Annotated in this window: 23 protein-coding genes, 1 tRNA gene and 2 pseudogenes; 12 read left to right on the top strand and 14 right to left on the bottom strand. The window is 61.9% G+C overall.

Annotated features, from left to right (window positions below):
* Positions 1–86: 86 nt before the first annotated feature.
* A complete protein-coding gene (locus ASD03_RS30810) occupies positions 87–1121 on the bottom strand; it encodes an aldo/keto reductase (protein ID WP_025424841.1) in 1035 nt (344 codons plus the stop codon).
* A gap of 110 nt (positions 1122–1231) precedes the next feature.
* On the opposite strand from ASD03_RS30810, the gene ASD03_RS30805 reads away from it, so the two are divergent.
* Positions 1232–2140 carry a LysR family transcriptional regulator gene (locus ASD03_RS30805; protein WP_025424840.1) on the top strand — a complete coding sequence of 303 codons (909 nt, stop codon included), beginning with the start codon at positions 1232–1234 and terminating at the stop codon, positions 2138–2140.
* A 28-nt stretch (positions 2141–2168) separates the two neighbouring features.
* Here the strand turns inward: ASD03_RS30805 and ASD03_RS30800 are convergent, their stop codons facing one another.
* From ASD03_RS30800 to ASD03_RS30785, 4 genes and pseudogenes are all read right to left on the bottom strand, one after another.
* Positions 2169–3929: a GGDEF domain-containing protein gene (locus ASD03_RS30800; RefSeq protein WP_025424839.1), complete on the bottom strand. Its 1761-nt coding sequence runs from the start codon at positions 3927–3929 to the stop codon at positions 2169–2171.
* A gap of 296 nt (positions 3930–4225) precedes the next feature.
* On the bottom strand, positions 4226–4996 hold the full coding sequence (locus tag ASD03_RS30795; protein ID WP_025424838.1) for a VOC family protein: 771 nt from the start codon (positions 4994–4996) through the stop codon (positions 4226–4228).
* Between the two features lie 79 nt (positions 4997–5075).
* A pseudogene (locus tag ASD03_RS30790) lies at positions 5076–5536 on the bottom strand (DUF1579 domain-containing protein).
* A gap of 123 nt (positions 5537–5659) precedes the next feature.
* A complete protein-coding gene (locus ASD03_RS30785; protein ID WP_025424837.1) occupies positions 5660–6388 on the bottom strand; it encodes a thioredoxin family protein in 729 nt (242 codons plus the stop codon).
* A gap of 61 nt (positions 6389–6449) precedes the next feature.
* Between ASD03_RS30785 and ASD03_RS30780 the strand changes: the two genes are divergently transcribed.
* Positions 6450–6896 carry a MarR family transcriptional regulator gene (locus ASD03_RS30780; protein ID WP_025424836.1) on the top strand — a complete coding sequence of 149 codons (447 nt, stop codon included), beginning with the start codon at positions 6450–6452 and terminating at the stop codon, positions 6894–6896.
* 12 nt (positions 6897–6908) lie between these two features.
* Here the strand turns inward: ASD03_RS30780 and ASD03_RS30775 are convergent, their stop codons facing one another.
* Positions 6909–7370: a MarR family winged helix-turn-helix transcriptional regulator gene (locus ASD03_RS30775; protein WP_025424835.1), complete on the bottom strand. Its 462-nt coding sequence runs from the start codon at positions 7368–7370 to the stop codon at positions 6909–6911.
* Positions 7371–7749: 379 nt separating this feature from the next.
* Here ASD03_RS30775 and ASD03_RS30770 point away from each other — a divergent pair, with 379 nt between their 5' ends.
* Positions 7750–8154: a GFA family protein gene (locus ASD03_RS30770; protein WP_025424834.1), complete on the top strand. Its 405-nt coding sequence runs from the start codon at positions 7750–7752 to the stop codon at positions 8152–8154.
* Between the two features lie 59 nt (positions 8155–8213).
* Here ASD03_RS30770 and ASD03_RS30765 read toward each other — a convergent pair whose 3' ends face one another.
* Both ASD03_RS30765 and ilvD read right to left on the bottom strand, forming a co-directional pair.
* On the bottom strand, positions 8214–8642 hold the full coding sequence (locus ASD03_RS30765; protein WP_025424833.1) for a lipocalin-like domain-containing protein: 429 nt from the start codon (positions 8640–8642) through the stop codon (positions 8214–8216).
* A 162-nt stretch (positions 8643–8804) separates the two neighbouring features.
* Positions 8805–10643, bottom strand: coding sequence for a dihydroxy-acid dehydratase (ilvD, locus tag ASD03_RS30760; protein WP_057217962.1), 1839 nt, complete (start codon positions 10641–10643; stop codon positions 8805–8807).
* A 301-nt stretch (positions 10644–10944) separates the two neighbouring features.
* On the opposite strand from ilvD, the gene ASD03_RS30755 reads away from it, so the two are divergent.
* The 6 genes from ASD03_RS30755 (at position 10945) to ASD03_RS30730 (ending at position 17503) form a co-directional block, all read left to right on the top strand.
* Positions 10945–11451 (top strand): hypothetical protein, encoded by a 507-nt coding sequence (locus tag ASD03_RS30755; protein WP_057217960.1) that lies wholly within the window; start codon positions 10945–10947, stop codon positions 11449–11451.
* A gap of 11 nt (positions 11452–11462) precedes the next feature.
* Positions 11463–12401: a 4-hydroxy-tetrahydrodipicolinate synthase gene (gene dapA, locus ASD03_RS30750; RefSeq protein ID WP_057217958.1), complete on the top strand. Its 939-nt coding sequence runs from the start codon at positions 11463–11465 to the stop codon at positions 12399–12401.
* Between the two features lie 118 nt (positions 12402–12519).
* Positions 12520–12702: a hypothetical protein gene (locus tag ASD03_RS30745; protein ID WP_025424829.1), complete on the top strand. Its 183-nt coding sequence runs from the start codon at positions 12520–12522 to the stop codon at positions 12700–12702.
* 36 nt (positions 12703–12738) lie between these two features.
* Positions 12739–13014, top strand: coding sequence for a hypothetical protein (locus ASD03_RS30740; RefSeq protein WP_057217956.1), 276 nt, complete (start codon positions 12739–12741; stop codon positions 13012–13014).
* Positions 13015–13247: 233 nt separating this feature from the next.
* A complete protein-coding gene (locus ASD03_RS30735) occupies positions 13248–16526 on the top strand; it encodes an adenylate/guanylate cyclase domain-containing protein (protein ID WP_057217954.1) in 3279 nt (1092 codons plus the stop codon).
* A gap of 299 nt (positions 16527–16825) precedes the next feature.
* Positions 16826–17503, top strand: a complete 678-nt coding sequence (locus tag ASD03_RS30730) for a peroxiredoxin-like family protein (RefSeq protein WP_025424826.1) — start codon at positions 16826–16828, stop codon at positions 17501–17503.
* A 121-nt stretch (positions 17504–17624) separates the two neighbouring features.
* Here ASD03_RS30730 and ASD03_RS30725 read toward each other — a convergent pair whose 3' ends face one another.
* From ASD03_RS30725 to cpdR1, 4 genes are all read right to left on the bottom strand, one after another.
* On the bottom strand, positions 17625–18317 hold the full coding sequence (locus ASD03_RS30725) for an alpha/beta hydrolase (protein ID WP_057205636.1): 693 nt from the start codon (positions 18315–18317) through the stop codon (positions 17625–17627).
* A 415-nt stretch (positions 18318–18732) separates the two neighbouring features.
* Positions 18733–19395 carry a lysozyme inhibitor LprI family protein gene (locus ASD03_RS30720; RefSeq protein ID WP_057205638.1) on the bottom strand — a complete coding sequence of 221 codons (663 nt, stop codon included), beginning with the start codon at positions 19393–19395 and terminating at the stop codon, positions 18733–18735.
* A gap of 565 nt (positions 19396–19960) precedes the next feature.
* Positions 19961–20035: transfer RNA gene (locus tag ASD03_RS30715), tRNA-Val, on the bottom strand.
* 272 nt (positions 20036–20307) lie between these two features.
* Complete coding sequence (gene cpdR1, locus ASD03_RS30710; protein ID WP_025424823.1) at positions 20308–20670, bottom strand: response regulator CpdR1; 363 nt, start codon at positions 20668–20670, stop codon at positions 20308–20310.
* Positions 20671–20865: 195 nt separating this feature from the next.
* Here cpdR1 and ASD03_RS30705 point away from each other — a divergent pair, with 195 nt between their 5' ends.
* Both ASD03_RS30705 and hisN read left to right on the top strand, forming a co-directional pair.
* A complete protein-coding gene (locus tag ASD03_RS30705) occupies positions 20866–21747 on the top strand; it encodes an N-formylglutamate amidohydrolase (RefSeq protein WP_025424822.1) in 882 nt (293 codons plus the stop codon).
* Positions 21748–22166: 419 nt separating this feature from the next.
* A complete protein-coding gene (gene hisN / locus ASD03_RS30700; RefSeq protein WP_057205640.1) occupies positions 22167–22940 on the top strand; it encodes a histidinol-phosphatase in 774 nt (257 codons plus the stop codon).
* 24 nt (positions 22941–22964) lie between these two features.
* On the opposite strand, the gene ASD03_RS30695 is transcribed toward hisN, so the two are convergent.
* A complete protein-coding gene (locus tag ASD03_RS30695; protein WP_057217952.1) occupies positions 22965–23930 on the bottom strand; it encodes an alpha/beta hydrolase in 966 nt (321 codons plus the stop codon).
* A gap of 394 nt (positions 23931–24324) precedes the next feature.
* Here ASD03_RS30695 and ASD03_RS30690 point away from each other — a divergent pair, with 394 nt between their 5' ends.
* On the top strand, positions 24325–24786 hold the full coding sequence (locus tag ASD03_RS30690; protein ID WP_025424819.1) for an Hsp20 family protein: 462 nt from the start codon (positions 24325–24327) through the stop codon (positions 24784–24786).
* A gap of 165 nt (positions 24787–24951) precedes the next feature.
* On the opposite strand, the pseudogene ASD03_RS30685 reads toward ASD03_RS30690, so the two are convergent.
* Positions 24952–25776 (bottom strand): annotated as a pseudogene (locus ASD03_RS30685) (bile acid:sodium symporter family protein); the annotation flags it as partial.
* Positions 25777–25838: the final 62 nt, after the last annotated feature.

Genomic DNA, 25838 nt, shown 5'->3' with positions numbered 1-25838 from the left:
GGAAGTTTGTGCAATGCGAAGGGAGAAAGCAAGCGCGAAAGACAGCGCCGGATTTCTCCGGCGCGTCGATCGGCGGGCGGAGGCGTTCACACTGCCGGCGGGTTCAGGCGGGCGAAGCCTTCCTGGAGGTGATAGGGGAAGTGCGGGTAGGTGGGCGTCTTCTGACTGGCCTTGTCGAGCCGTGCAATCTGGTCAGGTGTCAGCGACCAGCCGACGGCACCCAGGTTCTGGCGCAACTGCTCTTCATTGCGGGCGCCGATGATGACGCTCGACACCGTCGGGCGCTGCAGCAGCCAGTTGATGGCGATCTGCGGGATGGTCTTGCCGGTCTCAGCCGCCAGCTCGTCGAGCACGTCGACGATATCGTAGAGCTTGTCGTCATCGACCGGCGGGCCGAAGGAGGCGGTATCGTGCAGGCGGCTTCCTTCCGGCCAGGGCTGGCCACGTCTGATCTTGCCGGTCAGGCGGCCCCAACCGAGCGGGCTCCAGACGAGTGCGCCGACGCCCTGGTCGAGCCCAAGCGGCATCAGTTCCCATTCATAGTCGCGTCCGACCAGCGAGTAATAGACCTGATGGGCGACGTAGCGCGGATATCCTTGTTTTTCCGCCGCGGCGAGCGACTTCATAAGCTGCCACCCGGCGAAATTGGAAACGCCGACGTAGCGCAGCTTGCCGGCGCGCACCAAGGTATCGAGCGTCGAAAGCACCTCTTCGACCGGCGTGCCGGCATCGAAGGCGTGCAATTGCATCAGGTCGATGGTGTCGGTGCCGAGGCGGCGCAGGGCATCGTCGATCCCCTTGATCAACCGCGAGCGCGACGAACCGGCATCGTTCGGACCGTCGCCCATCGGCAGTGACATCTTGGTGGAGATCAGCACGTCGTTGCGCCGTCCCTTGATGGCTGCGCCGAGCACCTCTTCGGAGGCACCGTCGGAATAGACGTCTGCCGTGTCGAAAAGATTGACGCCGGCCTCGATGCAGATGTCGACAAGACGGCGTGCCTCGGCATTGTCGCTGTTGCCCCAGGCGCTGAAAAGCGGGCCCTTGCCGCCGAAGGTGCCGGCGCCGAAACTGAGCGCTGGAACCTTCAATCCTGATGAGCCAAGCCGTCTGTATTCCATCATTCTAACTCCTCGTTGCGTTCGTGCCTGCATTGGCAGGAGGAAGGTGGTGTCTCTGGCATTTGAGAGGTAGACCGTCTGCAGGAACATCATTTGTGAGTTGAAGTCACATGTCGCGAAATTCGATCAACCGATCCGGCGAAATGGCCGTCTTCGTCAGGGCTGTCGAGCTCGGCGGCTTCTCGGCGGCGGCACGCGAATGCTGCATGACGCCATCGGCGGTGAGCAAGCTGGTGCAGCGGCTGGAAGAAAGGCTCGGCGTTCGGCTGATCAACCGGTCGACGCGGCAACTGCAATTGACGCCGGAGGGCTGCGCCTTCCACGAGCGAGCGGCCCGCATTCTCGCCGATATCGATGACGCGGAGAGACAGGCGGCTGCTGGCGATGCACCGGCGGGCCGCGTTCGTCTCAACGCCAGCGCATCGTTTGCCACGCATGTGCTGATGCCGCTGCTGCCGGAATTTCTGAGCGCCTATCCGGAGCTTTCGGTTGACATCATCCAGACCGATGCCGTCGTCGACCTCATGGCGGAGCGCGTCGACATCGCAATCCGCGCCGGTCCGCTCAAAGCCTCGAGGCTGATTGCACGCAAGCTCGGCAGCACGTCGATGACCATCGTTGGGGCGCCGTCCTATCTCGAGCGCTGCGGCAGGCCCGAGAGCCTTGACGCGCTGATGGCGCACAATCGCCTAAGCCTCAGCTATATCAGGTCCGTCGACGGCTGGCCGCTATTGTCCAATGGCGAAGCGATATTGCTGCCGCCGAGCGAGAAGCTGCGCGTGAGCGACGGGGAGGGGTTGCGCCGGCTGGTGCTTGCCGGCGTTGGACTGGCACGGATGGCGACCTTTACCGTTAGGGATGACATCGATGCCGGCCGGCTGGTGCCGCTGGTCGAGCATCTCAATCCGGGGGACCGCGAGACCTTTCACGCCGTGTTTCAGGGCCAGGGCGGGGCGCTTCCGTCCCGCGTCAGGGTGATGCTCGATTTTCTGGCAGCGCGAGCACGGTTGTCCGGGTGACGAGGAGACGGGGTGTCCGGCTGTCGGGTCAGCCGCAGACGCGATTGCGTCCTTCGGATTTCGCGCGGTAGAGCTCGGTGTCGGCGCTTTCGATCAGGCCTTTCCAGCCCGGATTGGCGTCGGCCCCGGCGACGCCGAAGCTTGCGGTGACGTTCAGCTCCTTGCCGTCGGCAAAGGTGATTGGCGCGCGCGCAAGATTGGACCTGATGCGTTCGGCAAGGGCGCGCGCTGCCTCGAGATCGTCGCCTGGGGTAATGACGGCGAATTCCTCGCCGCCGAAACGCGCGACGAGATCGGACGAGCGCACGGAATAGCGGATGATGCGGGCGGTTTCCTTCAGCACGATGTCGCCGACAAGATGGCCGTGGGTGTCGTTGATCTGCTTGAAGTGATCGATGTCCATGAGGATCAGGCAGGCGTTCTTGTCGTTACCCGCCGCATCCTCGGCGCCGCCGATGAGTTCCAGCGCGCGACGGTTGAGCAGACCGGTCAGTTCGTCGGTCTCGGCCTGGCGTTCGAGGTGCTTCATCAGGAGCGTGCGCTCGTCGAGCCTCTGACGCAGCACGTCGATCGCATCGAACAGCCGTCCCATTTCGCCTTCGCCGCCCTTGCCGCTCAATCGGGCGATCGGGCGGTCATGGGCAAGCTCGATGATGCTGTGGCGCGCAAGCAGCAGCGGCTCGAAGACCAGCGATCGCGCGCGGCGCATGAGAACGAGAAGAACGATGAACAGGGCGAAGGTTGCGGTGGTGGCGATCGCCAGCTTGACCGAAGCCTGCGTCTTGCTGCTGGCGAGCCTCTCGACCGTGGCATCCATGAAATCGCGGCGAAGGATCTCGAGTGGCTTCATCTTCGGAACGTAGCGGTCGGTGAATTGCTCCGCTGTCATCGGGTAATGCCCGGTATGCCTGCCGACCGAAACGACGCTGTCGACGATGGCAAAACCTTCGCCGAAGAACTGGTGCTCGATCGCAGCGATATCGGCGATGTTCTTCGGCTTCAGCCCGGGCAATGCGCCCGGCTTGCCGACGACGGACCAGATTTCCTGCAGGCGACCGCGGGTTCGCTCGCTGTCGGCGATGTTCTTGGCTTCCAGCGGTCTTCCGACCGCGACCGGAGCCATGACCTGGGACGCGAGCCGACCGCCATCCTCGCGCAGATTGGCGAGCATATGGGCGGCGATGGCGATGCCCGCCAGATCAGGATCGGTGTTGGTCAAGCGCTGGATGTTCCAGTCGAAGGCGGGGCGCATTGCGTCGATCACCGCAAACATGCCTTCGATCGCCATCTGGATTTCCTTGAGGTCGCGGCGTTCCGGCGGCAGGGCGGCGATGCGATCGATCTCGGCACGGCCGAGCTGAAGGCGACGCTGGACTTCGGCAAGAATGGGAGAAAGTGCCGTCGCCGGCTCCGACCGGCTGCCATCGGTCGCGCCGGCGACGATCTCGGCAAGGGCTGCGTCGCTGCGCGCCCGAAACTCGACAAGGCGCGCCTGAACCGGAGAACCCGGGCCGACGCCGATGCCCATCACCCCATTCGACGGCCCACGCTCGGCCGAGAGATAGGTTGCCGTGTTCAGAACACGACAGAACGCGATGACTTCCGCAAGGTTGCGTCGAGCAACAACGAAGTCGGAATAGGACGCGGCGATGATTTCGGTGGCAAGCACACCCGTACAGGCGACCACGATGGCGATCAGCCACTGCAGTTTGCGGCGCAGCATCTTCGCTGAGCGAAGGTTGCGACCGTTCTCGCCGCGCTGGAGCTCATTGTTGGTGTGATTGGTCATTTGCGCGAAGTTGGTCCACCAATGCTACCGGCTATCGTGCCGGAGTCGCGACAATTTCTTGTCGCGGAGAAGGAATGCTTTCCGCGATCAGTGATACATGCCGCATGTACTATCGCATAAGGTGTTAAATATCCCTGAAATACCCTAAAATACCATGGGTTAAACCGCAACTGAGGGATGCGTGCGGCGCACGCCGGGCGCCGATTGCAGGGCGCCTGCCAGATGAGCGGTGATCATCGGCCTGCCTGGAGCCCATCGATGGACGTCAGGCAGGTCCGTTTCGATCGCGATTGCGTTCAGCCTCTCTGGCCGGCAAGAGCGAAGAGTGCGCCTTGCGGGTCGAGCGCCTGGATGATCCAGGCTCCGCCCGGTACTTCCAAGGGCTCAAGGACGATCTTGCCACCACCGGATTTGATACGCTCTATGGCCGTGTCGAGCGCTGCGACGTTGATGTAATAGAGCCAATAGGGGGACGGGATGTCCTTCGGCTTGGTCATCATGCCCCCGGCCTGCACGCCGTCGATTGCAAAGATCTGATAGGTGCCCATTTCCCCCATATCCATGGCGTGATCCTTGGTCCAGCCGAAGACCTCGGCATAGAAGGGGAAGGCCGTGTCGAGGTCGCCGGACATCAGTTCATGCCAGCCGATCTGGCCCGGCATCATTGGGTCAACGGCGGGCGGCGGGTCGCCGATGCCGGTAAACAGGGCGAAAACCGCGCCATGCGGGTCGGTGGCGATGGCGAAGCGGCCGATGCCGGGGATGTCGTCGGGCGCACGGTGGATCTTGCCGCCCTTGGCAGCAACCGTTGCCGCCGCCGCATCGACATCTTCGACACCGATATAGCCGAGCCATGCGGGGGGCACGTTCATCTCGAGCGCGCCTTCGGGCATGGTCATCAGGCCCGCGACTTGCCGCTCACCTTTCGTAAACAGGGTATAGCTGACGCCGGGCATGCCGGCGTCGCGGGCGTCCCACCCCACGACGTCCTTGTAGAAGGTTTCTGCCGCCTTGGTGTCCGTCGTCATCAGTTCGTACCAGACGAATTTGCCGTGATGGCCTGCCATCTTATGTCCTCCGGTTGCGATGTTGGAAGCCGGCGCCGAACGAGGCCGGCGAGGCCAAGCGATGTGTTTTAAATCCCCGTCAGAGGCGGCTGTACTCCGCCGTCATCAGTTCCTTCCAGGCCCCCTCAACCGTCCTGACATGGGCCGTCAACAGGCGCCGGGATTGGCCATGGTTATGGCGTCGCGATACCTGGCCTTCCTTCCTGGAGCGTCGAAGTCCGGGCCATCGCAATAGAGCGACAGCGTCAGCCCGTCAGGTTCGAGTTCGCCGTCATAGATCCACATGTGGGTCATCATCGAGCCGACCCAGGTTCCAACGAAGCGTCCGGTTTCGGGGCTGTAGCCAAGTGTCATCAAGGTCTGGCCGAAGCTGCCGTCTGGCATCGTGCCCTGGCCTTCGCAGACCGCCCAGAGCCCCTGAAGGCTGCGAACATGCTCTGTCCATGGGGTGCCTGTTTCCGGCGCGCCGGATGTGCGCACCTGCCAATCGCCGAGCAGTTGCTCGAGCCAGCGATGCGCTTCTTCCGGTTCTGCCTTCACCGAAGCTTCCTCTCCCCGGGACGCGTGAAAATCGATCAGAGATACGAGTGGATCAGAGATACAAGCGAAAAGAAACGCGCCCGGTGCCGAAAGGTTCCGTTCCGGGCGCAGTTGCCGGGAGGCTTAGCCGGCTTTGCGTCTGGGCATATCGCCATATTCGTCATGGCGGCGCACGAAACCCTGTGTGCCCTCCTCGTTTCGTCCCTTCGGCGCGCGGTCGAGAAGCATCAGCGTGCCGACCATTTCCTCAAGCCCGCGGGCATAGGTGGAATAGGTGTGGTAGACGGTGCCGTCGTCGGTCTTCTGAAAGGCGCTGAGGCCGGGCAGTTCCTCGTGTGCGTTGGCACTTTCCGTCTCGGTGAAGTTGTAGACGACCTTGCCCTGAGCGAGTTCGGCCGGCGTGAAGGCGACGTGAAAGTCGCTGTTGAAGCCGTTGCCCTCGGCCGAAGCCCAGGGGAAACGCCAGCCCATGCGTTTCTTGTAGGCTTCGAGCTTCGAGAGGGGCGCGTTGGAGACGGCGGTCAACGTCACGTCGTGGTGATTGAGGTGCGGCAGCATGCCGTCGAAATGGTCGACGAGGAACGAGCAGCCGGGGCAGCCGGCCTCCCAGGTCGGGCCGAACATGAAGTGATAGACGACGAGCTGGCTGCGCCCGTCGAAGAGTTCGGCCAGGGACTTCTGGCCATCAGGCGTGTCGAAGACGTAGGATTTTTCCATCTTCACCCAGGGCAAGGCGAGGCGTGCCGCGTTGACCTTGTCTCTGAGGTGGGTGTGTTCTTTTTCCAGATCCAGAAGCGCTTTTCGCGCTTTCAGCCATTCCTGCGACGATACGACTGCATGATCCTGTCTCATGCCCGCTCCTCCTTCCAACGTTGCACTTGACTAATTACGTTGATATCAACATTAATCAGTCATGTCAAAAGTACCCGTCATTCCGTTCGAGACCACATTGTTCGTGAAGGACACCTGCCTGTGCCTGCATGTCCAGCGCGCGGCCCGTGCGATCGCCCGCCAGTTCGACGATGCCTTGCGGCCGCTCGACATTACCAACGGCCAGTTTTCCCTGCTGATGTCGCTCAATCGTCCGGCGCCGCCGAACATGGGCGCGGTAGCGTCGCTGCTTGCCATGGATCGCACGACGCTGACGGCAGCGCTGAAGCCGCTGGAGCGGCGCAGGCTCGTCGAGATTTTCGCTGACGAAGAGGACCGACGGTCGCGTCGGCTGCGGTTGACGCCGGAGGGCGAGCGCCTGCTGGCACGGGCTGTCCCGATCTGGAAGGCGACCCACGCGATCGTGGGCGTGAGGCTCGGTGAGGGCGGGCCGGAGCGTCTGCGCTCCGATCTCCTGCAGTTTGCCTGATCGATCCTGCTTCTAGCCCGTCGCCTGGCGATCCCGCAGCAGGCCGATGGCTTCACCGATCAATGCGGTTGCTCGCTGCAACTGCTCCTCTCCGAGTTCCGCGCCAACGGCATTCGCCCAGACGGCCTGCCTGGCCTTGATTTCATCCAACACCTCCTCGCCGCGCGGCGTCGGTACCATCAGCTTTGCCCGCTGGTGTGCCGGATTGTCGCCATAGGCGATCAAGCCCTCTTCTTCGAGCAGGTCGGCGATGCGCTGTACGCCCTGTCGCGCAAGGCCAAGCGCGCGGGCGGCATCGGCAACTGACATCGGTGCGTGGCTTGCAGCCGCCAACACCTGCCAACGCGCACTGGTCTGGCCCGAGGGTTTGGCGAGCGTGTCGCCCGCCGCCGTCAACGGACCGGCCAGGCGAAGCACCGAGATGGCGAACTGGGCGAAGGCGTCGCCGGCAGGGGTGCGAACAGGGTCATTCATGTTGGAAGAGACTACCATTGCGCGATGGTGAATAATGACAGCATGTTGTCATGGAGGCGTCCTCGTCGCAAGCGTTTTGATAGTACGAAGGGAATCTTGCCTGCCCTGACGACCTCGACCCTTCGGCGCCGGCGGGGGCTCCCGTCGTCTATACGGACGGACGCAACGACAACTGGGCCAGTGCCCCTTCGGGGATCCGGCGTCTCTAAATTCGGTGCATCGTTTGAGTATCGTGCTCGGTCCGTCTGCTTTCCCTACTTTCAGCATTCCATCGTAGAGCGCAATTGACAATATGTTGTCATTGTGGGAGGGGTAAATGACAGTAAGTTGTCATGTTGGCGCCTTGAGAAGGCGCTGTTTTGGTCTGGGAGTATAGTCAATGAAAATGACCTATCGGGGAAGCTGCCATTGCGGAAAGATCCGCTATGAGGCCGACATCGATCTCGACGCCGGTACGGGCAAGTGCAACTGCTCGATCTGCTGGAAGAAGCGTTACTGGGGCGCGATCGTGAAGCCGGATGCGTTCCGGCTGCAGGCCGAAGAAGTCGATATCGCCGACTACCAGTTCGGCAGCGACAGCGTGCATCACCGCTTCTGCAAGACCTGCGGCATTGCTGCCTACGGGCATGGCTATATCGAGGAAATCGGCGGCGCCTACTATTCCGTCAATGTTGCAACGCTCGATGATCTCGATCCCGCCGTGCTTGCCGAAGCGCCGGTGAAGTACATGGACGGCCGCAACAACAACTGGTTCCACCCGCCGGCCGAGACACGCCACCTCTAGGCTGCTGCATCGGGCGTCATGCAATGCTCCTGCATCGATGGGCCCTGGTGGAACGGTCTTCAAACCTTGCGGAACTCAAGGTGATAGGTGACCTCTTCGCCGGTTGTTGGGTCGACGCCCGGCGCGCTGTGGATCACTAGCCGGTCGCCGTCCAGCATGAACGGCCGGATCAGGTCCGAAACGCCCCAGGCCGGGTTCCAGCTCGCCTCGACATGATGGATGACCTTGCCGTCCTCGAGCGTATAGGAGCCGGCATAGGCAAGCATCGAATCGAACAGTGCGACCTTTTCCTCGTCGGTGGGGGTTGCGCCGTTCGGCACGGGTCGATTGCGCTTGACCACGACCGCGGTCATGCGGCCATCCGGCTGGTAGGAGAGATAGCCGATGGGGTCCGGACCCATGGCATCGCTGATTTCGCCCGATACCACCGCCTTGCGGGTCCAGGAGAGCATTTTCCAGGTGCCGAGCAGGTTCGCCGCGTTTGTCATCGTCCACCCCTACAAAAATTAGATCAATCTAAAATAGCAGGTGAATTGTGTGCGTAACAGGCCGGCTGAGCCTGGTAGCGGCGCGTGTGGTCGCAAGGTCGCGACGCGCATGAAAAAGGCCCCCGCGAGCGGGAGCCTTCCGTCTCGTTAACCGTCGTCGGCTCAGAGATCGCCGAGGTCGCGAACAGCACCGCGGTCTGCGGAGGTGGCAAAGGCGGCGTAGGCCTTGAGGGCCGTCGTCACCTTGCGCTTGCGCACCTCGGTCGGCTTCCAGCCCTTGGCGTCCTGTTCGGCGCGGCGGCTGGCGAGTTCCGCCTCGTCGACGCGCAGGCTGATCGTGCGGTTGGGGATGTCGATGTCGATCATGTCGCCTTCGCGCACCAGGCCGATCATGCCGCCGTTCGCCGCTTCCGGCGAGACGTGGCCGATCGAAAGGCCCGAGGTGCCGCCGGAGAAGCGGCCGTCGGTGATCAGCGCGCAGGCTTTGCCAAGGCCCTTCGACTTCAGATAGCTCGTCGGATAGAGCATTTCCTGCATGCCCGGGCCGCCCTTCGGACCTTCGTAGCGGATGACGACGACGTCGCCGGCCTTGATCTCGTTGGCGAGAATGGCCTTGACCGATGCGTCCTGGCTTTCGAACACCCGTGCCGGACCGGAGAACTTCAGGATGCTCTCATCGACGCCGGCGGTCTTCACGATGCAGCCGTCGAGCGCAATGTTGCCCTTGAGCACGGCAAGGCCGCCGTCCTTGGAGAAGGGATGTTCGACCGAGCGGATGACGCCCTTTTCGCGGTCGGTGTCGAGCTCATCCCAGCGGGCTTCCTGGCTGAAGGCGACCTGGGTCGGAATGCCACCGGGGGCCGCGCGGAAGAAGTTGCGCACGGTTTCGCTCGTCGTGCGCGTGATGTCCCAGCGGTCGATGGCGTGGCCGAGGGTCTCGCTGTGCACCGTCGGGCAATCGCGGTTGATCAGCCCGCCTTTTTCTAGTTCGCCGAGGATCGACATGATGCCGCCGGCACGGTGCACGTCTTCCATGTGCACGTCGCTCTTGGCCGGAGCCACCTTGGACAGGCAGGGAACCTTGCGCGACAGCCGGTCGATGTCGGCCATGGTGAAATCGACCTCGCCTTCATGGGCGGCGGCGAGAATGTGCAGAACGGTGTTGGTCGAGCCACCCATGGCGATATCGAGCGCCATGGCGTTTTCAAAGGCCTGCTTCGAGGCGACGTTGCGCGGCAGCACACTGTCGTCATCCTGCTCGTAATGGCGGCGGGCGATGTCGACGATCAGGTGGCCAGCCTCGACGAACAGGCGCTTGCGGTCGGCATGCGTTGCGAGCGTCGAGCCGTTGCCCGGCAACGACAGGCCGAGCGCTTCCGTCAGACAGTTCATCGAATTGGCGGTGAACATGCCGGAACAGGAACCGCAGGTCGGGCAGGCCGAGCGCTCGATGACCTTGACGTCCTCGTCGGAGATGTTGTCGTCGGCGGCAGCGACCATGGCGTCGACCAGGTCGAGCGCATGCGTCTTGCCGTGCAGGACGACCTTGCCGGCCTCCATCGGGCCGCCGGACACGAAGACGGACGGGATGTTGAGGCGCAGTGCCGCCATCAGCATGCCGGGCGTGATCTTGTCGCAGTTGGAGATGCAGACCATGGCGTCGGCACAGTGGGCGTTGACCATGTATTCGACGCTGTCGGCGATGATCTCGCGCGACGGCAGCGAATAGAGCATGCCGTCATGGCCCATGGCGATGCCGTCATCGACGGCGATGGTGTTGAATTCCTTGGCGACGCCGCCGGCCGCTTCGATTTCGCGGGCGACGAGCTGGCCGAGGTCCTTGAGGTGGACGTGGCCCGGCACGAACTGCGTGAAGGAGTTGACCACCGCGATAATCGGCTTGCCGAAGTCGCCATCCTTCATGCCCGTCGCGCGCCAAAGGCCGCGGGCGCCGGCCATGTTGCGGCCGTGGGTGGTGGTGCGGGAGCGATAGGCAGGCATGGACGTTTTCCTTCAAGGACGAAATGTCATTGGCTGATGTGGCGGTCATCGACCGCCAGTGCAGGGGCTACCTAGCGCAAAATTGCGTGCACGTCATCTTTTGCGTCAGATTATTTCGACGCGACAATGCCTGCATTTCGGCCGGATATCGACCCCTTGCGCCAATCTAGCGCTGTACTCTTGCCTTGGACACCCGCCACGTGATCCCCTTATGAAAATCTTATGCCGGCCGATGCAAGTCGCAATCGAAACCGGACGCGGGGCAGGGGTAGCCTCCACTCATCGACAACGGGTGAGCATCATGACCCTTTACGATTTCAGCCTTCGCCATCGTTCCGATACGCCGGATCGCCAGCCCGGCATCAGCCCCTTTGAGGGAGCGGATCGCGCCGACGGCGGGCCGGATGCCTTGAAGCTCCTGCTTCTGCGCATCGCGGTGGTGCGCCGTCTGCGTGAACATCACGTCTGGGAGGCGGTACGGCTGCTCCGCGACAGGACTGAACTGGTCGCTGAAGACTGGCCGTCGCGCCGCTTCCGCAAACTCATGGCCGCTGATGCATTGGTCGATGCCGTGATCCAACTGACGACTTCGACCGAAGCCAAGCTCTGCCTGCGTACCCTCAGCCATGAATGCGGGGTGTGGACCTGCGCGCTTCGCTATGCGCCTGAGGGTGCCGGACGCGTGACATTCAGGGTGCGCCACGCCGATCTGGCGTCGGCGATCCTTTCGGCCTTCTTGCAATGCTGCCGCTTCCATCAGCTTTCCATCGAAGGCGACAGCACCCGCCGCGGCCATCTTCCAACCTGAAGGACATTTCCATGAGCGATCATTGGCTTCGCCTCGAAGGGGCGATCACGGCGTTGGTTACGCCATTCAAGGACGACAAGGTCGATACCGTCGGCCTGATGTCGCTGGTCGAATGGCAAATCCGCCACGGCATTTCCGGCATCGTCGCCTGCGGAACGACCGGCGAAGCGGCGACGCTTTCCCGCACTGAGCGTAGAGTAGTCATCGAACGGTGCGTCGAGGTCACTGAGCGGAAGATCCCTGTAATCGCCGGCACGGGTACGAACTCTACCGAAACGACGATCGAACTGACCGCGGAAGCTAAGGCGCTCGGCGCCGACACAGCCCTCATCGTTGCGCCCTACTATAGCAGGCCCTCCCAGGACGGGATCTATCGCCACTACGAGGCGGTGGTCCGGGCGGTCGATCTGCCTGTCATCGTCTACAACGTGCCCTCACGCACCGGCGTCGATATCGCGCCGCGCACGCTCGAGCGATTGGCGCAGTTGCCTGGGGTCGTCGGCATCAAGGACGCGACGGGAGACGTCGGCCGCTTTCTCGCATCGTCGCCATCGATCAAGGCGCAGCTCTGCCACTTCTCGGGCAACGACCAGACGGCGCTGCCGTTCAACCTTTGTGGCGGGCACGGCACGATTTCGGTGGCCGCAAATGTCGTGCCGAGGCTGATGGTGTCGTTGCATCATGCGATCACAACGGGCAACGCCCAAGCGGCTGTCGCCATCCATCAGCGGCTCCAACCTCTGTTTATCGCGCTCGAGCGCGAAACCAACCCGGGGCCGATCAAATACGCCTTGCATCTGGCACGAGGCTTAAGCCCCGACGTGCGGCTGCCGCTGACGACGGTGTCGCCGGAGACGGCAGCCGAGATCCGTTCAGCGCTCGAACCGCTGGCCGAGGTTCGCAGCGCCTCCCATGCCAGCCCGAGCTTGCCACTGGCGCTTGCGAGCTGAGGCCGCGTCGCGGCGATCAACGGACTTTTCCATATCATCGCAGATCGGACGGCTTTTGCCGCTGTGCGCGGCCGACACGGCGCGCGCTACACATCAAACACATCAAAGGAGACAGACCATGTCACGCTTTCCCCATCTTGCCGCGCAGGCGGAACAAAGACGCCGGTCGGAGGGCAGCGATAACTATGCCACCTCCAACAGTGTGGTTCGCGACGCCTTTCTCGGCATCGGCATCCGCCTCGGTATCGTGCTTGGGCTCGCCTATGCCATCCAGATGGTCATCCCCTGGTTTGTCGGCTGAGTCGCCGCACTCTTCATCAACGAGGACCATTCGATCATGGGCAGTATGCAGCAGGTACGGTGTGGCTTCCTGGCGCGCGCGCGTTTCGTCGTCGGGCGCGATAGTCATGGATGGTGGGTTGTCTCCGACCGCAAGGGACTGGTCGGAGGGCTCTTCACCAATGAGGCGGCGGCGATCCATTTCGCCATCGAAGCAAGCGATCGGCACCCCGAAGAGGTTTGCCGGGCGCCGGACGGCGCCGCCATCGATCTCGGTACCTTTGCGGGCAGGTCGTGCGTGCGCAGGCCGTCCCGCCGCCGCGCCCACCCCTGATTTCGAGGTCTTTGTTTCCGTCGGCCAAGGGCTCGCTTGGTCGACGGAGAGGAATGCAGAATGCCTCCCAAGGGCGCCATGGCGCGTCCTGTTCGTAACCTGTCAGTCTTTGAAATCTTAATTAGCGATTGCTTGCAAAGCCTTGCCGGCGGGTTCATTGTTTTGTGCACATTTTGTCCAAACGGCTCTGGATAGCATGCGGAGCACGGGGCCTCTTCGAAGGTTCGCCATTAATGAATTGTCGTGAGTGCGGTTGCGAGATCGAGGGGCGTTTTTCGTTTTGCCCGAGCTGCGGAGCCAAACAGCAGAGCCTGTGTCCGGGCTGTGGCGCGGACTGTCTGCCAGGTTTCGCCTTCTGCCCGAATTGTGGGACGCCGGTGGACAAGCCGACGGCGGCAAAGGTCCTGGCGTCCGGGCACACTGCCGTGATGCCCCAGCCTAGAGCGGTGCGGGACTCATCCCTGACGGTATCGAGCGACAACGAAAATGCCGACCGCCGCACGGCAACCATTCTTTTTGCCGATCTGTGCGGGTTTACCAGCCTTGGCGAACATATGGATCCGGAGATCCTGCAAACGTTTCAGAACGAACTTTTTGCAGAGCTCACCGAGGCGGTCGAAACCTATGGCGGCTTCGTCGACAAATTCATCGGCGATGCGCTGCTCGCGCTGTTTGGCGCCCCGGTGGCGCATGAGGATGATGCCGAGCGGGCCCTGCGTGCAGCGATCGACATGATCGCGCGCGGCAGCCTTGTCGGTGAGCGCTGGCAGGATCGCATCGGTGCGCCGGTCAGCCTGCATATCGGCTTGAATACCGGAACCGTGGTTGCCGGCGCCCTGGGCGCTGGAGACAGCAGATCCTATTCGGTCACTGGCGATGCCGTGAACACCGCGCAGCGCCTGCAGTCCATGGCAGGACCCGGCGAAATTCTCGTTGGACCGGTGACACACCGCGTGACCCGGCATGCCTTCGCCTACGAGGCGCTGGGTGCAACCGCATTGCGCGGCAAGGCCGGCATCATCGAGGTTTACCGTCTGATCAAGGTTCTTGACGCCCCTAGTGCCGCACGAGGTCTGGAGGCGTTGGGTCTGACTTCACCATTGGTCGGGCGCGATGCGGAAATGAAGCGACTGCTCGATTGCCTGGAACTCGCCTGTAACGGGGCGGCGCAACTGGTGCGTCTGTCCGGGGAGGCGGGGATGGGAAAATCGCGCCTCGTCGATACATTTCTTGCGCTGGTCGCCGTCGATCCGCGCTTCGGGCACGTTGTCGTTCGTCGCGCTAGCTCTTCTCCGCTCGGAGAACCTTCCTACGGTGTTCTGGCATCTGTTTTGCGCGGCGCCTATGGCATCTCGACCTTCGATACATTGGAGCGGACGACAGAGTTGCTCACAGCGGGGCTTGCCGAGATCGGCTTTGCGCCCGAAAAGCTTGAACAGCTCGTGCCGCTTTTCCTTCGCATCCTGGGGATGGGAACGCACGACGAAACCTTGCGCCATGTCGAGCCGGAACAGATGCGTCGCCAGCTCTTTGCGGCCGTGCGAGCCATCTTCGAGCGGCGCCTGTCGCGAACGCCGCTGCTGCTGGTGATCGAGGATCTGCATTGGGCCGATGCCGCGTCCCTCGATGCCATCGCCTTTATCCTCGACCGGATGGAGGGCAGTCCATTGATGATGCTGACGACGCAGCGCCCGGACGCGGCGGTCGATCGGCTGAAGCCTGGCCGAACGAGCCTCACGGCGTTGCGGCTCGCGCCGCTCACCGAGACCGAAGGGCGCAGGCTGCTTTCGGCCTTCTTCGGTACCGATGGCCTGCATCGGGGGCTGGCGGGCCGAATACTGGCGCGCGCCAGCGGAAATCCGCTGTTCATCGAGGAAATCGTACGTGGCCTGATCGAAGTCGATGCGCTGAAGCATTTCGGGGCCGCCTGGCGCGTGGTCGAGCGCGAGGCCACCGTCGATATTCCCGTAACCATCGAAGCCATGCTTTTGGGCAGGATCGACCGACTGCAACCGCGGTCGCGCAGACTGCTTCACCATGCGGCAGTCATCGGCCCGCGGTTTGATGTCGACTTGCTGCGTGTCGTTGCCGGCGATGAAGCCACGATCGATGCGGCGCTGGACAATCTGTGTGATGCCGAAATTATCGAGGAGACGCGGGAGGGACGCTTACAGGGCGCGCAGACCTACCGCTTCACCCAGACGCTGCTGCAGGAGGTGGTCTACAACAACCTGCTCCTGCGTCGGCGTGCGGAGATACATGCCGTTGTCGCCGACCAGCTTGAGCGCCGCTATGGAGCACAGACGACAAGGCTGGAGGAGATGGCGTTGCTTGGCCACCATTTCAGCCAGTCGGAGGATAGGTCGAAGGGCGCGCGCTATCTCATGGCGGCAGGAGAACGCGCGCAGGCGATCTATGCGAATGATGATGCCATACGGTTCTACAAGCAGGCCATGGCCGCCTGGGCGGCCGCTGGCGAGGAGGGGACCGAATGGCTTGCTGCCCGCGAGCGCGTTGCCGATCTGCTCGGCCCTTCCGGGCGGCGCGACGCGGCTGCTGGGCACTACGCTTCCCTGCTCGACGTCTATCATGCCACTGACGACCGGGTCTCAGCGGCCCGCATCCAGCGCAAGTACGGACATCTCCTGTGGGAGGCGGCCCGGCGCGACGAGGCGCTGGTGGCATTCGCGAACGCGGCCCAGCTTCTGGAAGACGCGGATGCGCCGATCGAAAGCGCCCATCTCTCCCAGGAACGGGGCCACCTTGCCTTTCGCATGGGCAACTATGCCGACGCTATCGTCTGGGCCGACGATGCCCTGAAGCGTGTCGGGGCGCTGGTGCCGCAAGCACCGGACGCTCGGCGCGAAATGGATCGGGTGACGGCGGAAGCCCTCAATACCAAAGGGGTGGCGCTGGCGCGCCTCAACCGCGGCACTGAGGCGATCGCAACGATCGAGCGCAGCGTCTCGGTCGCGGAGGCTGCCGACCTGCTCAATGCGGCCTGCCGGGGGTACACCAATCTTGCCGTCCTCTACACGATCATCGAGCCACGGCGGGCCATCGAGGTCTGCAAGTTCGGCTTCGGCATGGCCCACCGTATCGGCGACCTCAGCTTCCAGGCGCGGCTGCTTTCCAATCTGGCGGTGGCCTACTGCACCTTCACCGACCGCTGTGCTGCCGACGGCATTCCGGCTGCCGAACGGGCGATCGCGATCGACCGCGAGCTCGATCAGCGCGATCATCTGCCGGTGTCGTTGCTGGTGCTGGGACAGATCGATCAGTGCCACGGTCGCCCGGATGTCGCGCGCCGTCTGTATGAGGAGGCTCTCGAACTCGCTTTCGAAACGCGAGAGGCACAGCTGTTGTTTCCGTGCTATGATGGCTTGGCGACGCTCTGCCTTGATGCTGGTGACCTCGATGGTGCGGAAAGGCACTTCGCTTCGGCTCGCGACATATGCACACGGCACGGTCTTGATCCCGAAGCGTTGATGATACTGCCATTCCTCGACTAGGGGCGCTGCAGGGCAGGTCCGTCGAAGGTAAACACGACGATTCGGGTTCTACTGCATGTTTCCTTAGATCCTATTCGATTTAAGGATAAAAACATGCAGCCATTCAAAGTGCTACAGCGACCTTTGCGCGTCTAACAAGACGCGCGGCGCTGTAGGATTGGCCGCGAAAGGGCGCCCGAAATGTAGGCTTGTGTCGCCAAACCGGCTCTGCGTTCGACGCGATGGTCGCGTTTAGCGCACCGCGCGAGACGCGCTCCCCACATCTCCGTGACCCACGATCGGCATAAGGAGAAAAGATTATGGTTGAACAGCACAATGGACCGTTGCAACCCGGTGACCGGGCACCGAACGTGGTTCTCGACGCCATCACCCAGGACGGTCAGATTTCCATCGACGATTTTCGCGGTCGCAAGCCGGTGCTGGTCGGCCTGTTCCGCGGTCTGCACTGCCCCTTCTGCCGACGCCAGATCGCGGCGATGGCGCAGCTCGACGAGGCACTGCGCGAAAAAGGTGTCGAGAGCCTGACGGTCGTCAACACGCCGATCGACCGGGCGCGCCTTTATTTCCGCTACCATCCGCTGCCACATCTGCTGGCGGCGTCCGATCCGGAACGGGTTTCTCACCGCGCGTTCGGCTTACCCAATCTTCAGTTCACCGAGGATGAGGACGATTGGCCTCACAAACTTGCCAAGAAAACCGTCATGGCAATGCTGGTTGACATGCCGGGCGAGCTGCCGGCCGCTATGGATCCTTGGGCGGCCTCGTCGTTTCTCGACAAGGCGGACGGCTATGAAATCACACATGACGACGAACGCATGATCGCGACGGGCGAAGGGCAACTCGTCGGCGAGTTCCTGCTCGATCGGGATGGCATCGTGCGATGGAGCTTTACCGAGGCCACGGCTGACGGACACAACATGTTCGGCGTGCCTCGCCGAGAGGAGCTGATGTCGGCCGCGTCGAACGTCGCCCATTGACCGCCGCCCGTGGACGATAGACGGCGGCACGTTTGGCCGGCGCCGGTGTTCGTCCCGCGAAGACGATGCTGCCCCGAAATGAAAATGTCGTTCGGGGCAGCCGGTGGCGCGACGCCCGACGTCAGGCGAGCGAGGCGACCGCTTCTTCGATCAGAGCGACGACCTCCGGGGCACGCGAGGCCAGCGACGCGTGGCTCGCGTCAAGCGTGATCGTCTTCTTCGCCTTGATGCGCTCCGCCATCCACTGTTCGGTTTCCGGCGGAATCATGTTGTCGCGGCTCGACACCTGATACCAACTGGGCTTCACCTTCCAGGCCGGCGGGCCGGACTTGTCTTCAAAGCAGCGTCCTGCAATCGGCTTCTGCGCGACGGCCATGACCAGCGCTTCGGTCTCGCCGAGATCCTGGCCGAAGCTCTGGCGGAACGTCGCCTGGTCGAGCCAGAGGAAACCATCCTTATCAGGCCGGATACTGCCGGCACCGGAAGGGGCGTCGCGGCGGGCGAAGATGCTGCCGAGACTGTCACCTTCGTCGGGCGCGAAAGCGGCGATATAGACCAAGCCGGCAACGTTCGGCGCGTGGCCGGCGCCGGTGATCACGGCACCGCCATAGGAATGGCCGACCAGCAATGTCGGCCCGTCCTGTGCGGCCACAAGTTTCGATGTCCGGTCGATGTCGTCGGCAAGTGACGTCAGCGGGTTCTGGACCGCTGCGACATTGTAGCCCTTGGCGTGCAGCGGCGGTATCACGTGGCGCCAATGCGAGGCGTCACCCCAGGCGCCATGGACCAGGACGATGTTCTTGATGGCTGGCATTGTCCGTTCCTTTCCTTCCCACTTCAGCGCCGCGCGTCTTATTAGACGCGCAAAGGTCGCTGTAACACTTTGAATTGCTGTATGTTTTATCCTTAGATCGAATACAGTCTAACGAAACATGCGGTAGGGCTCTCGAATCCTCGGCACTTTGCCGTCGACATGGCGCGTGCCTCCTGCCGGGCGGATGCGTTCAGGTCGCGAGAGCAAAGTAGGGCGGCGAGGCTGGCCGATCCATGAGCTACCCCGAATATTCCGCGCAGTGGCGGCCGCTGCGGTCGATGCCGTCACTCGGTGGCTTGCACGGCAATGCCGTCACGGTGGGCCGGTTGATCAGATCACAGGTAGGCAGACGATCGGCTTCATCGAAGCACGATCGCCGTTCCTCTCATCTATCGATCAAGTTCTCGATCGTGCCTTACTGTTTCTTGTAGGCGCCGTCGAACGAGGCAGAGTTGCCGCAGAAAACGCGGCAATCCTTGGGAGTGACATCGATCTGGGAACCTGTGATCTTCAAGTCGACCGTGCACTGACCGTCGGCGCCGATTTCCTCAGGCGTGAAAACGTGCTGCACCGCCTCCCCTTCAAGCGGGGCACGGAAGGTTACCGAGCAGGAGTCGTAGGAGGGAGCGCCGACATCGGTCGAGATGTTGACCAAGAGGTTGCCATCGGGAAACAACACGCTGTCGAGCACGCCGCGCGCGTTCCCGTACGTGCCTGTGAGATGTTTTTGGTCATAGGCGGAGCTGAGTTCGGCATAGCGGCCACGATAGCTGTCGATCAGGCAATTCATCACCTTCTCGTCCGAACCCTTGCAATGGTCTCGCTTTGCAAGCCAGGCGCGCTGGCTCGATTCCAGTGTGGCGGCATCCGCGCCTGGCGCAGCGCGGACGGCCTTGTACAGGTCGGCCATGGTCTGATCGATCCACCCCATTCCGGAATCTCCGCCGGAGCAAAGAACTTTTTCGACCTGGCTCTTGGCCTTTGAACAATCAAAGCTCGGCTCCTCCTGCGCCTGGACCAGAGATGGTGCAGTCGACATTGAGAAAAGACCAAGACCGAAAACGAAAAATCTGTTCATTGTACCGTCTCCTCGTGTGGCGTTGGACAACCCGTGAGAACTGTGCGTGCCGTTGGTTTCACAAATTCGATGGCAAGGGTCAGGGCCTGTTAAATTCATCCACTCTGTTCAGGACCATGGGATCGGATGGAAGGAAACAGGCGCAAGGCAAGACCCGAAGGTCTTGTCGAGCACTGTTTTCGATCAGACTGCCCATAGTCCTGATCACGAAGGGCGAGGCCGATTTTGCGCGTGGCTGCGTCGGAAGGATTTGAAAATGTTGGTGTATATCCTGCCGCTGTAGTGTGTGTGCAACAACGTAACGCTGCTTGAAATTAAGTTGTATCCTATTGAATACTGCAATCTTTGCGATTTTGCGTCAAGGTAAACGAGTAGCGATTCATGCCGCTTTCCATTTAGCGCAATCCGCAGTGTGCCGATGATCCGGCACGGATCGTCCCATGCTGTTCTGATCCTCTCCAATATCGCGCTTAGGCGTCATCGGCCGCAGGTTCGATGAACCTTGGAAGCAAAACGTAAAAAGGGCTTCCGGTTTCCCGAAAGCCCTTTTTATCAGAAACTTGGATGGTGGGCGTGACAGGGATTGAACCTGTGACCCCTACGATGTCAACGTAGTGCTCTCCCGCTGAGCTACACGCCCATCCGATGAGGCGCATAGACCATAGAACCCGCTCTCGCGTCAATAGGGTTTTCGAAGGTTTTTTGACTGAAATTTTGCTGGCGGTTTTCCGTCATCGTCTGCCGCCTGTGGCGGCTTGCCGGAAGTCCGAATTTCCGGGCTTTGCGCGTAAGTCACTGAAATAAAAAGACCGCCGGAGATCCCTGTGGATCGCGGCGGTCGATCTGAAGTCTGCGCCGATCCGGTCCAAGTGTCACGGACGGCGGCGGCAGCTGTGGAAAAAATGTCTGGCCTCAGGCGGCCAGCATCTTGTTGACCTCGTCGACCAGGTCGCGAAGGTGGAAGGGCTTCGACAGGACCTTGGCGTCCTTCGGAGCTTTCGAATCCGGGTTCAGCGCGACCGCGGCAAAGCCGGTGATAAACATCACCTTGAGATCCGGATCGAGTTCGGTCGCCCGACGGGCAAGCTCGATGCCGTCCATCTCGGGCATGACGATATCGGTCAGGAGAAGCGAGAAGGGCTCTTCGCGAAGGCGGTCGTAGGCGCTGGCGCCGTTGTCATAGGACATGACCTTGTAGCCAGCCTTTTCGAGCGCCTTCACAAGGAAGCGGCGCATATCGTTGTCGTCTTCGGCAAGAAGGATTTTCACAGTCATGAACTCGGCCGTTGCTTCTCTTTATTCATTGCGTATGGATTGCGGCGTTCTATCCAAACCGCAACGGGGTAAATATCTCGTGAACGCGACGCGTCAACTCCCCAGAAACCGGAGTGGGCGCACTATGGACACAGAGCCGACCAACTGGCAACATGATGGCAACAGCAAGAACCGCACATGGTAAAAAGGGTTCCGATGGGGGAGATGACGGAGAGGGAGCTGTTTGAGGTTCTGGAACCTGCAAGTCAGCGGATTCCCTTCGTATTCAACTCGCCGCATAGCGGCCGCTCTTATCCACAGGCCTTTCTCGATCAGTCCCGCCTCGATGCGCTGGCGATCCGTCGTTCCGAAGATCACTATGTCGACGAGCTGTTCCAGAACGCGACGTTCCTCGGCGCGCCGATGCTGCTGGCGCATTTCCCGCGGGCCTTCCTCGACGTCAACCGCGAGCCTTACGAACTCGACCCGCGCATGTTCGACGGGCCGGTGCCGCCGCATGCCAATATCAGTTCGATGCGGGTGGCAGGCGGCCTTGGAACCGTGCCGCGGCTTGTCGCCGAGAACATGGAAATCTATCGCGGCCGCTTCCCCGTCGAAGACGCGCTGGCGCGCATCGAGACGATCTACAAGCCCTACCACGCCACCTTGCGCAAGCTCATCGCCCGCACGCATGTCCAGTTCGGCCTGTCGGTCTTGATCGATTGCCACTCGATGCCCGGCAATGTGCATCTGCCGGGCAGCGCCCAGCGGCCGGACTTCATCATCGGCGATCGTTACGGCACCAGTGCCGCGGCGGAACTGTCGAGGATGGCCGTCGATCTGTTGGCTGAGCTCGGCTATACCGTCGCGCGCAACAAGCCCTATGCCGGCGGTTTCATCACCGAACATTACGGCCGACCGAGCCGCGGCCTGCATGCGCTGCAGATCGAGATCAATCGCGGGCTCTATGTCGATGAGACGACGCTGGTCCGCAAGCCCGGTTTCGGCGCGCTGGTCGCCGATCTCACCAGCTTCATCGCGTCGCTCGCGCGTCATGTCGAGGATTATGGCGCCTATCTGCCGCTTGCTGCGGAGTAGCGTCGGTTCCCTATGGCATGTTCCTTAAATCCTATTCGATTTAAGGATAAAAACATGCAGCAATTCAAAGCGCTACAGCGACCTTTGCGCGTCCAATAAGCCGCGCGGCGCTGTAGTAGACCTCAAAAAGAACCGCGCCGGTGGCGCGGTTAAGTCTAGGGAGGAAACACCCAAGGAGGGTATTTACAGTCACAAGTGACTGCACAAAAACCCTAATATTGCACTGCACAATTGTCAAGTTGAGAGAGTGAAAACTTTTGCAGTGCGGCAAAGGAATTTCACCGGATCGACGGCGCTGAAACGATCGGAACGGCCCACCGTCTTGGATCGCTGACAGCCGGTCGCTTGGCCGTTTGCCTTTCTGCAGATTTCGTCTATGCAGATTGGACCTTCCTGCTTCTTTCCCTAAAGAGAGTGACATGCTGCCCGACCGCTCCTTTTTCGATCGTCTCGCCGATGCCGCCAAGGCGGAAACCTTGCCGCGCTTTCGCATCGGCACGAGCGTCGTCAACAAGCTCGAGGGCGGTTTCGATCCGGTGACCGAGGCCGATCAGTCGGCTGAGGCCGCGATCCGCGCTCTGATCGAGGAGAATTTCCCCGGTCACGGTATCCTCGGCGAGGAGCATGGCAATGTCGGGCTCGATCGCGAATATGTCTGGGTGATCGATCCGATCGATGGCACGCGCGCCTTCATCTCCGGCCTGCCGGTCTGGGGCACGCTGATCGGTCTTTATCGCAACGGCGATGCGGTGATGGGCCTGATGGATCAGCCATTTACCGGCGAACGCTTCTTTGCCGACGGCAAGCAGGCGCTCTACCGTGGACCCGACGGCGACAAGGTGCTGTCGACCCGCACTTGCGACGCGCTTTCAGATGCCGTGCTGTTTACGACCTCGCCGCATCTCTACACCGGCGACAACAAGACCCGCTTCGAGGCGCTGCAGGACAAGGTGCGGCTGTTCCGCTACGGTTGTGATTGCTATGCCTTCGCGCTGCTTGCGGCCGGTCATGTCGACCTGGTCATCGAGTGCGGGCTCAAGCCCTATGACGTCGGCGGCCTTATCCCGTTGATCGAGCAGGCTGGCGGCATCGTCACCAACTGGCAGGGCGGCCCGGCGGAAATGGGTGGCGAAGTCATCGCTGCCGGCAGCGCCGAACTGCATGCGCAGGCGCTGGAAATTCTCAAAGGCTGAATTTTCTCAAAAGACTGAATTGTCTCAGGCCGCTTCGCCTTCGTCCTTGTCGTCCTTATCGGGAATGACGAAAGCAAGAATGGCCGCCATGGCCTGGGCGCGATAACGATCGGCCTCGTGCAGCAGTTCGTGGCGCGCACCGTCGATCGGGATCATGTGGGCGGCGCGGAAATTGCGCGCCAGCCACTCGACGGCGACATGCGGCACCAGCCGGTCTGCTGTCGGCGCCAGGATGATCGTCGGCAGGGTGATGCGGGTCAGATGTTCCCGTCGGGCGACGCGGCGCATTGCACGAAACGCTTCGGTCAACCAGCGCGCCGACGGCGGCCCAAGTCGCAATTCCGGATAGGCTTCGGTCAAGGCCAGGTTGCGCGCAAAGCGCCGGCGGTCGGCGGTCAGCACGTTGTTTTCAAAGGGGCGATTGCCTTTGTCGGCATGCAATGGCAGCCGCCCGAGACCGACCCAGCGCATCACCGTTGCCATGCTGGCGATGCTGCGTTCGCCAATTATCTGGCCACCGAGGCCGACAAAGGGGGCAAGCACCACCAGGCGATCAATGCGGCTCGAAAGCATGGGCGCGAGCGACAGCGCGACCAGCGCGCCCATGGAGTGGGCGACAATCGAAAACGGCAGCCGGGTATCCGGCAGCACGATCTGTTCGAGGAAGGTGGTCAGATCGCGCTCGTAATAGGAGAAGCGCTCGACATGGCCGCGCCCGGCCTCGGGCAAGAGCCGCTCCGAGCCCGCCTGGCCGCGCCAGTCGAAGGTTGCGACCCAGAGGCCGGCGGCGTTGAGTTCGGCGATGGTCTCGAAGTATTTCTCGATCGATTCGTTGCGGCCCTGCAGCAGCACCACGGTGCCGCGCGCAACCGGCGTCCTGGTCTTGAAGATGGCGTAGCGGATCTTGCGGCCACCGGCTCCATCGAAGAAGCCCGCCACGTGATTGTCCGGTAACGGATTATCCGGTGTGGAGCGGAGGATCGTGGTCATGACGGACGAAACCAGGCTGAAGACGCGTTGATCGGTATCATCAGGGATAGGCGGCGGGCTTGGCGCCGTCAAAGAAAAAAGCCGGAAACGGTGGGTGAAATCCGGACGATCACCGTTTCCGGCCGCTGAAGGGGAAGGGACATGTCACTTCAGCCCCAGGAGATTTCCTCCCAGTGTGGCCTTTGTAACGCCCCTGATCTGAACCACGGCCGAACCTGTCATTCATCCGCCATTCACCTCTTGGGAATCTTGAGGCGGCATGCCTTGAACTGACGAAATCGCATTCCCATCTCTTGCTCACGGACGCCGATAACGGGTCCGTTCACCGGTCGCGCCGCTGCCTGGATGGGGTGGCAGACCAGACATCGCAAACAGTTGCTCCCAGGAGGACACCATGCGTCACGTTGATTTTTCCCCCCTCTATCGCTCCACCGTCGGCTTCGACCGCCTCTTCACGATGCTCGACAGCCTCGGCCAGCCTGACCAGGCTCAGACCTATCCGCCCTATAACATCGAGCGCACCGGCGAAAACGCCTACCGCATCACCATGGCGGTTGCCGGCTTCGACGAAACCGAACTGTCGATCGAAGCGCGCGAACATACGCTGACAATCAAGGGCGAAAAGAGCGAGGACAAGGCCGAAGAAAACCAGTTCCTGCATCGCGGTATTGCCAAGCGCGCCTTCGAACGTCGCTTCCAGCTTGCCGACCATGTGGAGATCAAGTCCGCTTCGCTGAAGAATGGCCTGCTGCACATCGACCTCACCCGCGAGATCCCGGAAGCAGCCAAGCCGCGCCGGATCGACATTACGTCGGTCGCATCGCAGCCGAAGCAGATCGAGGCCCAGAACCTCTAATCCCTCCCTCCCAAGCTTGAAGAGGCGGCGCCCGAAAGGACGCCGCCTTTTTTTGGGATCGTTGTTTTCGCGTCTTCCCGGACAGGTTCTAGATCATTGAAATAACGCAATGCCGGACGGAAAACCGTTTCACACTTTTCCTGGAATTGCTTTAGGGGCGGACGGGTTCGCAAGGCTCTTCTTCGAGCCGCAGAAGGTAATGGCGATCTCGTCGGCGCGGTTGAAACCGAAGAGGCGGCTGCCGAACATGGTGACGGCGAGTACCAGCGCCAGCATGACGATCTCGATCGCGACCAGCACCCCGAGATCGGCAAGCGAAAAGGTCTGCCATAGCCCCGATGTGACGGCCTGGCTGAAGGCCAGATAGACGACCATGAGGATCGAACCGCGGTCGACGGGCGCAAGCAGGCCCTTGCGCGCCCGGATCCAGCCGCCGATCCACGGCTGCAACAATTGACCGGCGATGAACGGTGCCAGCAGCTGCAGCAGGATCTGCTCAAGGGCATCCAGCGACACACCGCCATGGCCGCCGGCGGAAAATAGGAGACCGACGAGAAGCGGCGTCAGGAACATGCCGAAGATGTTGGAGGCGGACGCTGAGCAGATTGCTGCCGGGACATTGCCGCCGGCAACCGACGTGAAGGCGATCGACGATTGCACGGTCGAGGGCAGGACGCAGAGGAAGAGGATGCCGGTATAGAGCGCCGGCGGCAGGACCGATGACGGTACGAAGCCGACGACGAGGCCGATCAGCGGGAACAGCACGAAGGTCGATGCCAGGATCGCCAGATGCAGCCGCCAATGCAGGAAGCCGGCGACGACGACATCGCGCGACAATCTTGCGCCATGCAGGAAGAAGACCAGGCCGACCGCCACCTTCGTTGCCATGGCGAACCAGGCCGTCGCCTCGCCATGGATCGGCAGCATCGATGCCAGAAGCACGGTGAGAAGCAGGAGCAGGGTGAAGGTGTCGGGAAGATAGCGGCCCATGTCTGTCACTGGCTCGATTGAGAAACGTCTTGCCGAGAAATGTCATTATGAAGCAGGATGCA

It is taken from the genome of Ensifer sp. Root127, assembly GCF_001425225.1.
Lineage (GTDB): Bacteria > Pseudomonadota > Alphaproteobacteria > Rhizobiales > Rhizobiaceae > Ensifer > Ensifer canadensis.
Note: the sequence above shows the minus strand (reverse complement) of the source record. Positions and strands in the feature narration are given on the sequence as shown.